The sequence below is a fragment of the Massilia sp. P2_C2 genome (assembly GCF_056404615.1).
Genome location: NZ_JBFUDR010000376.1, coordinates 1 through 9,178, shown reverse-complemented (window position 1 = coordinate 9,178; position 9,178 = coordinate 1). Strand labels below are relative to the sequence as shown.

At 64.3% G+C, this 9,178-nt stretch carries 7 protein-coding genes; 5 read left to right on the top strand and 2 right to left on the bottom strand.

The window, feature by feature from the left end; all coding sequences use genetic code 11:
- Positions 1-52 precede the first annotated feature (52 nt).
- The gene (locus AC1DYX_RS27465; protein ID WP_477264805.1) at positions 53-556 is read right to left on the bottom strand and encodes a DciA family protein; all 504 of its coding nucleotides are present in this window, start codon (positions 554-556) and stop codon (positions 53-55) included.
- A 245-nt stretch (positions 557-801) separates the two neighbouring features.
- Between AC1DYX_RS27465 and secA the strand changes: the two genes are divergently transcribed.
- Positions 802-3,585 carry a preprotein translocase subunit SecA gene (gene secA / locus AC1DYX_RS27460; RefSeq protein ID WP_477264803.1) on the top strand — a complete coding sequence of 928 codons (2,784 nt, stop codon included), beginning with the start codon at positions 802-804 and terminating at the stop codon, positions 3,583-3,585.
- A gap of 296 nt (positions 3,586-3,881) precedes the next feature.
- On the opposite strand, the gene AC1DYX_RS27455 is transcribed toward secA, so the two are convergent.
- The gene (locus AC1DYX_RS27455) at positions 3,882-5,732 is read right to left on the bottom strand and encodes an AI-2E family transporter (protein WP_477264801.1); all 1,851 of its coding nucleotides are present in this window, start codon (positions 5,730-5,732) and stop codon (positions 3,882-3,884) included.
- A 173-nt stretch (positions 5,733-5,905) separates the two neighbouring features.
- Between AC1DYX_RS27455 and argJ the strand changes: the two genes are divergently transcribed.
- Genes argJ through AC1DYX_RS27435 form a run of 4 tightly spaced genes read left to right on the top strand, consistent with a single transcriptional unit; the run spans position 5,906 to position 8,948 of the window.
- Positions 5,906-7,156, top strand: coding sequence for a bifunctional glutamate N-acetyltransferase/amino-acid acetyltransferase ArgJ (gene argJ, locus AC1DYX_RS27450; protein WP_477264799.1), 1,251 nt, complete (start codon positions 5,906-5,908; stop codon positions 7,154-7,156).
- Positions 7,157-7,163: 7 nt separating this feature from the next.
- Positions 7,164-8,075 (top strand): ATP-binding protein, encoded by a 912-nt coding sequence (locus AC1DYX_RS27445; RefSeq protein WP_477264797.1) that lies wholly within the window; start codon positions 7,164-7,166, stop codon positions 8,073-8,075.
- Positions 8,068-8,484, top strand: coding sequence for an NUDIX domain-containing protein (locus tag AC1DYX_RS27440; protein ID WP_477264795.1), 417 nt, complete (start codon positions 8,068-8,070; stop codon positions 8,482-8,484). The genes AC1DYX_RS27445 and AC1DYX_RS27440 overlap by 8 nt, the downstream gene beginning before the upstream one ends.
- A gap of 14 nt (positions 8,485-8,498) precedes the next feature.
- Positions 8,499-8,948, top strand: coding sequence for a hypothetical protein (locus AC1DYX_RS27435; RefSeq protein WP_477264793.1), 450 nt, complete (start codon positions 8,499-8,501; stop codon positions 8,946-8,948).
- The last annotated feature ends 230 nt before the right edge of the window (positions 8,949-9,178 follow it).

The window sequence follows — 9,178 nt, the reverse complement described above, 5'->3', positions numbered from 1 at the left end:
TATGTAGGGTGGGCACCCCGTGCCCACGCGTTACGTCAACATGGCGCGAACGTCATTTCTTGCGCCGTTCGGCCAACCGTTTGATCGCCGCGATCAGGGCCGCATTCTGCGGCGTCTCCGGCAAACTGTCTCCCAACTCCTCGAACGCTTCCACCGCCGTCGGCGGCAGGGTCAGCGTCGACGGTTTCAGTTCTTCCCGCACAGGCACATTGGGGCGCATCTGGATCTTGATGCGCACGTTCTCGACCTGCCAGCCCTTCTTCTGCAACCCGGCCTGCAACTTGGGTAGCTGCTGCTTGAGCTTGGCCGCGACGGCCGAGGAGGGCACGGCCAGGGTCAGCGTCGCGTCCTGGAACGACAGCACGTCGCAGCCGGCGTACATCGGCGGCAGGATCACCTTGACGTCGCGCTGCAGGTTGCCCACGCGCAGGGCGGTCGGCATCAGGGCGGCCAGGCGGTCGTTGGAACGCAGGAAATCGGTGGCGCCGAACGCCGTCTTGCGGTCGCGGGTGCCGTAGATGTGGAAGGGACGCTGCTGATTTGAAGAAGACTGCATGGCCCGAACATACCATATCCGCCGGCCGTGGCGCGAGGAATCGTGCGCCGCATGTGTGATTGAATGCAGTTCGATAACAATTTTTGCCAGCGGCACTTGTGATCCGTCCGGCGAACCCCAAGTGTGGCCGCATCGCATGATAAAATCGGTGGCTTTTTGCCATTGGCGCTCTCAGGTGGATATCTTTTTGATATCATTCCTGGCTCCTCGGATCCTTTTCGCGGCGTATTTTTGAAGAACACAGCATGTCATTCCTGACCAAGATTTTCGGCAGCCGTAACCAGCGTCTGCTCAAGCAATACCAAAAATCCGTGCGCGACATTAATGCGCTCGAGCCGCAGATGGAAGCGCTGTCCGATGCCGATCTCCAGGCAAAGACGACCGAATTCAAGCAACGCCTGGCCGGGGGCGCCTCCCTCGACGACATCCTCGTGGAAGCCTTCGCCGTTTGCCGCGAAGCCGCCAAGCGCGTCCTCAAGATGCGCCACTTCGACGTGCAGCTGATCGGCGGCATGGTCCTCCACTACGGCAAGATCGCCGAGATGGGTACCGGCGAAGGCAAGACGCTGATGGCGACCCTGCCCGTGTACCTGAATGCGCTGTCCGGCAAGGGTGTGCACGTCGTGACGGTCAACGATTACCTGGCCCAGCGCGACGCCGACCAGATGGGCCGCCTGTACGGCTGGCTTGGTTTGACGACGGGCGTAAACCTGTCGCAGATGGACCACGACAGCAAGCAAAAGGCGTACTCCTCCGACATCACCTACGGCACCAACAACGAATACGGCTTTGACTACCTGCGCGACAACATGGTGTACGAGATGCGCGAGCGCGTGCAGCGTGGCCTGAATTTCGCCGTGGTCGACGAGGTGGACTCGATCCTGATCGACGAAGCGCGTACCCCGCTGATCATTTCCGGCCAGGCCGAGAACCACACGGAGCTGTACCACAAGATCAATGAAGTCCCGCCGCTGCTCACCTTGCAGATTGGCGAGGAAACCCCGGACGGCAAGGGCCAGATCGAAGTCCCGGGCGACTACACGAAGGACGAGAAGGCGCACACCGTGCTGCTGACCGAGGCCGGCCACGAGAACGCCGAAGCCATCCTGACGAAGATGGGCCTGCTGCCGGAAGGCGCCTCGCTGTACGACGCCGCCAACATCACGCTGATCCACCACCTGTACGCCGCCCTGCGCGCGCACGTGCTGTACCACAAGGACCAGCACTACGTCGTGCAGAACAACGAAGTCGTGATCGTCGACGAATTCACCGGCCGCCTGATGACGGGCCGCCGCTGGTCCGACGGCCTGCACCAGGCCGTGGAAGCGAAGGAAGGCGTCCGCATCCAGAACGAGAACCAGACGCTGGCCTCGATCACCTTCCAGAATTACTTCCGCATGTACAGCAAGCTGTCGGGCATGACCGGTACCGCGGATACCGAAGCCTACGAATTCCAGGAGATCTACGGCCTGGAGACCGTCGTCGTCCCGCCGAACCGTCCGTCGCAGCGCAAGGACCGCCAGGACCAGGTGTACAAGACGGCGCAGGAAAAATACCAGGCCATGCTGACCGACATCCGCGACTGCTACGAGCGCGGCCAGCCGGTGCTGGTCGGCACGACGTCGATCGAGAATTCGGAACTGCTGTCCGGCATCCTGAACCAGGCCAAGCTGCCGCACAACGTGCTGAACGCGAAACAGCACGCGCGCGAAGCCGAGATCATCGCGCAGGCCGGCCGTCCGAAGATGATCACCATCGCCACCAACATGGCGGGCCGCGGTACCGACATCGTCCTGGGCGGCAACGTCGAGAAGCAGATCCAGTTCATCGAGCTTGACGCGAACCTCGCGTCGGAGCAGAAGGAAGAGCAGTCCGCCCAGCTGCGTTCGGAATGGCAGTCGCTGCACGACCACGTCGTCGCGCAGGGTGGCCTGCACATCATCGGTACCGAACGCCACGAGTCGCGCCGCGTCGACAACCAGCTGCGCGGCCGTTCGGGCCGCCAGGGCGACCCGGGTTCGTCGCGCTTCTACCTGTCGCTGGACGACCCGTTGCTGCGCATTTTCGCGGGCGACCGCGTGCGCGCCGTGATGGACCGCCTCAAGATGCCGGAAGGCGAACCGATCGAGGCCGGCATCGTGAGCCGTTCCATCGAAGGCGCCCAGCGCAAGGTCGAGGCCCGCAACTTCGACATCCGCAAGCAGCTGCTGGAATACGACGACGTCGCCAACGACCAGCGCAAGGTGATCTACACCCAGCGTAACGAGCTGCTGGAAGCGGCCGACATCTCAGAACTGATCGCATCGCTCCGTACCGGCGTGTTCACGGACGTCGTGCGCACGCACGTGCCGGCGGAGTCGGTGGAAGAGCAGTGGGACATCCCGACGCTCGAACGCGTGCTGGCCGACGAGTGGGCACTCCCGGTGCCGCTGGCGAAAATGCTGGAGGAAGAGCCGAATCTGAACGACGACGACATCCTCGAGCGCGTGCTGGCGGCGGCGGAAAGCTCGTACGAGGCCAAGGTCGGCATCGTCGGCAAGGAAGCGTTCGGCGGCTTCGAGCGCAACGTCATGCTGCAGAACATCGACACGCACTGGCGCGAGCACCTGGCCGCGCTGGACCACCTGCGCCAGGGCATCCACCTGCGCGGCTATGCGCAGAAGAACCCGAAGCAGGAATACAAGCGCGAAGCGTTCGAGCTGTTCGGCGCCATGCTGGACCAGATCAAGAACGAAGTGATCCGCACCATCATGACGGTCCGCATCCAGACCCGCGAAGAAGTCGAGGCGGCGGAAGCGGCGATGCAGGCGGCTGCGGCGCACCTGGAAAACATCAATTACCAGCACGCCGATTTCGACCCGACGGCCGCGCCGGAAGAGCTGATGGCGCCGCTCGCGGTGACCCCGGGCACGACCGCGATGGCAGACGATCCGGCCACCACCTACATGGGCGTGAAGGTCGGCCGCAACGACCCGTGCCCGTGCGGCAGCGGCAAGAAGTTCAAGCAGTGCCACGGCAAGCTGGCCTGATGCCGTAACACCAAAGCAAAGGCGCCCGCGGGCGCCTTTTTTACGTCTTTAAAATTCGGGGTCAGAGCACATTTTTTCCCGAATTCGGGGTCAGAGCAAATTTCCGATCAATGTTCCGGAGCACACTAGATCATGCCGACAACCCGCGGTATCCTGCTGCGGACCCATGCCTTGGCGTCGACCTCTGAGCGGGCTTGCTGAAAAGACCGTACACCAAAAAGTGCTCTGACCCCGAATTTTGCGGGAAAAGTGCTCTGACCCCGARTTTTCTGCCCCGATTTGCGACTGCTCCGCGACTAGACGGTCAGTGCCTTCCTCAGCCAGGCCAGCGTTGCCTCGCCGATGCCCGGCCCCATGCGCAGCAAGGGATCCGTCGCGGTGCCCTTGCGGAAGGCGTCGATGTCCTGCTGGTCGGTGCCGACCATGTCGTAAAACAGGTCCATCCACCGGCGGCCGAGGTCGCGTGCCCGTGCGCCCGCCGCCTCGGGATCGGTCTTGATCTCGGCCTGCACCTGCGCAATCAAGTCCGTCCATTCGCTGCCGCGGCCGGCAAAATGGAGGCGCATGCGGTCGATGATTTCCGGCCGCATGTATTTCTTCCACGCGTCGAATTTCAGTTCCCCGACGGCTGCCTTCACGTAGTCGAAAATCTGCGCCGGCATGCCGACCGCATCCTTCTCGCGTTCGGCCATCACGTTCATTTTCGCCTGCAGCGTCGGGTCGCCCCCGGTGTCGCGCTCGAACGTCTGCAGCCAGCGCAGGGCGAAGACCTTGGCGGCCTCTGCGCTCGGTGGTACCTGCGATTCGATCAGGCCGCGCGCCTGTTCGGTCATCCCCTGCCACTCGGCCTGGGCGGCATCGTTGCGGATCAGCGGCATGCGCTCCAGTTCTTCCTTGGTGAAATAGCGTTCGTACACGTCCCTCATGTCCATGGTGTTCTCCAGTGTGGTGAGCCACGTGGACAGGTCAGGCGCGCTGCCGCGCACGAGCTGCGCACGCACGCGCAGCAGCTGGTCGCGCAGGCGCGCAGCTTCCGCCATGCGCACCTCGAGCGCCGCCAGCTGGCGGTCGACGATCGCCAGCGGCGAGCCGGCCGGACTGTCCAGCGTGAGGCCGATGTCGGCGAGGCTCATGCCGAATGCGCGCAGGGCCTGGATGCGGTGCAGGCGGGCCACGTCGTCGCGGTCGTAGAGCCGATAGCCGGCATCGGAACGCGCGGAAGGGCGGAGCAGGCCGATGCTGTCGTAGTGGTGCAAGGTGCGCACCGTCAGGTTGGCCAGGGCGGGGATGATGGCGCCCCATACGAGGATCGCGATCGCGGCGATCGTCGCGCCCTTCACTGCGAGCAGCGCCGCGGCGGCGCCGAAGGCGAGCGGGGCGCCGAATGGGATGATGGCGAGGATGCCCGTCGCCGCGGCCCACAGCACGGCCGACGGCAGGCCGGCGATCTGGTAGCCGATGCCGAGCAGGACGCCTTCCGCGAGGCCGACGAGCACGAGACCGTTGACGGTGGCGCGCACGGCGACGGGCACCTTCAGCGAGAACAGCGTCCAGCGCCGCGTGCCGATCAGGTGGGCGCCGATGGCGTCCGTCTGGCGCTGCAGGGCGGCGCCGTCCTTGTAGAAGAAGAACAGGCACAGGAAGGCGAACAGCATGTCGACGAGACGGTGCATGACGCCGCTGCCTACCCGCTTGAGCACTTCGCTCGCGGTCTGCATGCGCCCGACGGAACCGTCCTGCAGCAGGTGCGCCAGGCCGTGCGGCTGGCCGAGCGTGGCGAGCCACCAGCTATAGATGGCGTCGCCGGCGAACGGAATGCGGTGCAGCCACTCCGGCGCCGCGAGGCCTTCCGTGTTGGCGCTGGCGATCAACTGGGCCAGCGCCGGCGCCTGGCGGGCGGCCTGCGTGACGCCCAGCGCGAGCGGGGTGATGAAGACGATGGCGACTACGATGGTGACGAGGGCCGCGGCGAGGATCGTGCGTCCCCCCAGCGCCGTCCGCACGCGCACGTACAGCGGCCACGTGGCGATGCACAGGATCGCCGCCCACAGCAGCGGCAGGATGAAGCGCTGCGTCACGAACAGGGCGAACAGGACGATCGCCAGCGAGAAGCAGGCACTCAGGACATCGCGTTGGTTGTCGGTCATTGAACCTCCGGTGGATGGGACATCTTACCAAAGCGGCATCGCCGGGTAAGTGATGTTTCCGATTATCAATTGGCCAACTTAAGCATGTATTAACAGCGGCAGCCCACCGGTGCACGTGCCGATGAGGCGTTACAATACCGGACCTTCTTTCCATCTTTTCATTAGAGAACGCCATGGCCGTCAATTCCCCCCTGCCCGTCGCCGCCGAACTGAAACCCGTCGCCGGCATCGAACTCGGTTACGCCGAAGCCGGCATCAAGAAGCCGAACCGCAAGGATGTGCTGGTGATGAAGCTCGCTATAGGCGCGACCGTCGCCGGCGTGTTCACGAAGAACCGCTTCTGCGCGGCGCCGGTCCAGGTCTGCAAGGCGAATCTCGAGGCAGCGAAAGATAAAAATGCGGGCGGCGGCAAGCCGATCCGTGCGCTGGTCGTGAACACGGGTAATGCGAATGCGGGCACGGGCGAGCCGGGCCTCGCGAACGCGCAGGCGACGTGCGCCGAAGTGGCGCGCCTGCTCGGCCTCGATGCGCAGCAGGTGCTGCCGTTCTCCACCGGCGTGATCCTGGAACCGCTGCCGGTGCAAAAGATCGTCGCGGGCCTGCCGGCCGCGATCTCGAACCTGAAGGCCGACAACTGGTTCAATGCCGCAGAGGCCATCATGACGACGGACACGCAGCCGAAAGCGGCGTCGCTGACGACCACGATCGGCGGCCACGCCGTCACGATGACCGGCATCAGCAAGGGCGCCGGCATGATCAAGCCGAACATGGCGACGATGCTGGGCTACCTGGCGTTCGACGCGAAGGTCGCGCAACCCGTGCTGGACGAACTCGTGAAGTACGCGGCCGACCGCTCGTTCAACAGCATCACCATCGACGGCGACACGTCGACCAACGACTCGTTCATCCTCGTCGCCACGGGCGCCGGTTCGCTCGTCGTCGATTCGACCGACAGCCCGGACTACGCCGCACTGCGCGACGCCGTCACCGGCATCTCGCGCCACCTGGCCCAGCAGATCATCCGCGACGGCGAGGGCGCCACCAAGTTCATCACCATCACGGTGGAGCAGGGCCGCGACATGGACGAGTGCCGCAAGATCGCCTACGCCATCGCCCACTCGCCGCTCGTGAAGACCGCGTTCTTCGCGTCCGACCCGAACCTGGGCCGTATCCTGGCCGCCATCGGCTACGCCGGCGTGGACGACCTCGACACCGCGAAGCTCGACCTGTACCTGGACGACGTCCTCGTCGCCAAGGCCGGCGGCCGCAATCCGGACTACAAGGAAGAGGATGGCCAGCGCGTGATGAAGAAGGCCGAGATCCTCGTGCGCGTCGTGCTCGCGCGCGGCGAGGCGGATGCCACCGTGTGGACCTGCGACCTGTCGCACGACTACGTCTCGATCAACGCCGACTACCGCTCCTGAACCACCGATGAATCAGTTGGAAAACTTCCTGCACCGCGCCGAGGCGCTGCTGGCGCGCGTGGAGGCCTTGTTGCCGCCCGCCGCGCCGCGCGATCCGGACTTCCGCCACGGCTACGCCTACCGCTGGCGCCGCCGCCCGGGCGCGGGCAGCATCAAATACCTGCAACCGGTGATGCACGCGTCGCACATCCGCCTGGACGACCTGCAGCACATCGGCCAGCAGAAGGAACAGATCGAGCAGAACACGCGCCAGTTCGTGACGAAGCGCCCGGCCAACAACGTGCTGCTGACGGGCGCGCGCGGCACGGGTAAATCGTCGCTGATCAAGGCCTGCCTGAACCAGTTCGCGCCGCAGGGCCTGCGCCTGATCGAAGTGGACAAGGCCGACCTGGCGGACCTGTCGGACATCGTCGACCTCGTCGCCGGCCGCCCGGAACGCTTCGTGATCTTCTGCGACGACCTCAGTTTCGAAGAGGGCGAAGCGGGCTACAAGGCGCTGAAGGTGGCGCTGGACGGCAGTATCGCGGGGCAGTCGGACAACGTGCTGATCTACGCGACGTCGAACCGCCGCCACCTGATGCCGGAAAAATTCTCGGACAACGACGGCTACAAGCACGTGGCCGACGACGACCTGCATCCGGCGGAGACGGTCGAGGAAAAGATCTCGCTGTCCGAGCGCTTCGGCCTGTGGCTGTCGTTCTATCCGTTCCGGCAGGACGACTACCTGGACATCGTCGGCCACTGGCTGCAAAGCTTTGGCTGCACGCCGGAGCAGATCGCGGCCGCGCGCGGCGATGCGCTGCGCTGGGCACTGAGCCGCGGCTCGCGCTCGGGCCGCGTCGCGTGGCAGTTCGCCAAGGACTACGCGGGCAAGCTGCCGCCGGCGCCTGCGCCGGCACAGGAACAAGTCGATGTCTAAAAAGCCTGTCGATGTGGCCGTGGGCGTGCTGATGCGCCCGAACGGCGACGTGCTGCTCGGCCAGCGTCCCGAGGGGAAGCCGTACGCCGGCTACTGGGAATTCCCGGGCGGGAAGGTCGAGCCGGGCGAGGACATCTTCCACGCGCTGCAGCGCGAGTTCGTCGAGGAACTGGGCGTGAAGGTCATCTCGGCCGAGCCCTGGTGCTGCGTCGAGCACGTGTACGAGCACGCGCACGTGCGGCTGTACTTCTACATCAGCCGCGAGTGGGAAGGGGAGCCGCAAAGCCTGGAAGGGCAGGCGTTTGCGTGGCAGGGGGCGTATGCCGTCAGTCCTCTCCTGCCTGCGACGATTCCGTTGCTGGAGTGGCTGGATCAGGTGCGGTACGAGGGGCAGGGCAGGGCAGCCTAGCGAGCGGAGACAGAATGGAGATAGGGAGATTCATCATTGCGCTGGGAGCCGCGCTCTTTCTGTCTTTCGTCGTTGCTGGCCTGTATGCGTTTCACCAATGGGACGATGGGGACGATGGTCGGCCCATCGTCGGCAAGTCTGTCGACGTCAGCTCGCCAGATGGGAACTGGATTGCTACGTTGGAAGTCGTCGACAATGGCCTCGGTTTCGGACAGGGGGCGCTGTATGACGAAGTTCATCTTCGCCGTCCGGACGAGACCATCTCCACTCATGGCGATCGTGCGGATTCCGCCGTTTTCTATATCGACGCGATGGGCGATTCGCGTTTGAGTCCTCGCCTGGACTGGCGAGATGATACCCACCTCGTCATTGGTTATGAGAGAAAAATGAGCGAAAGTGGACGCCCTGGGAAGCGCATGACCAGCTTCCATGGAATTTCGATTGAGTACCGGGCGAAGCCGTAAGGGTGATCGATCATCCATGCAAGTGAGCCCGCTCCGAGCAGGGCTCGTCCGCCGTGACAGTCTGCGATTTTTGCGGTTAGGCAACATGTTATGCTAGGTCCATCGGACTGGAGCGAGCCAAGGACATATGGACGTTATGAAGCGACTTCTACTAGCCTTTGTAATGTTGCCCTGTATCAGTGCGTTTGGTCAGGAAAACCGCTTCACCCAAGCAGTACTTGATCGTGATG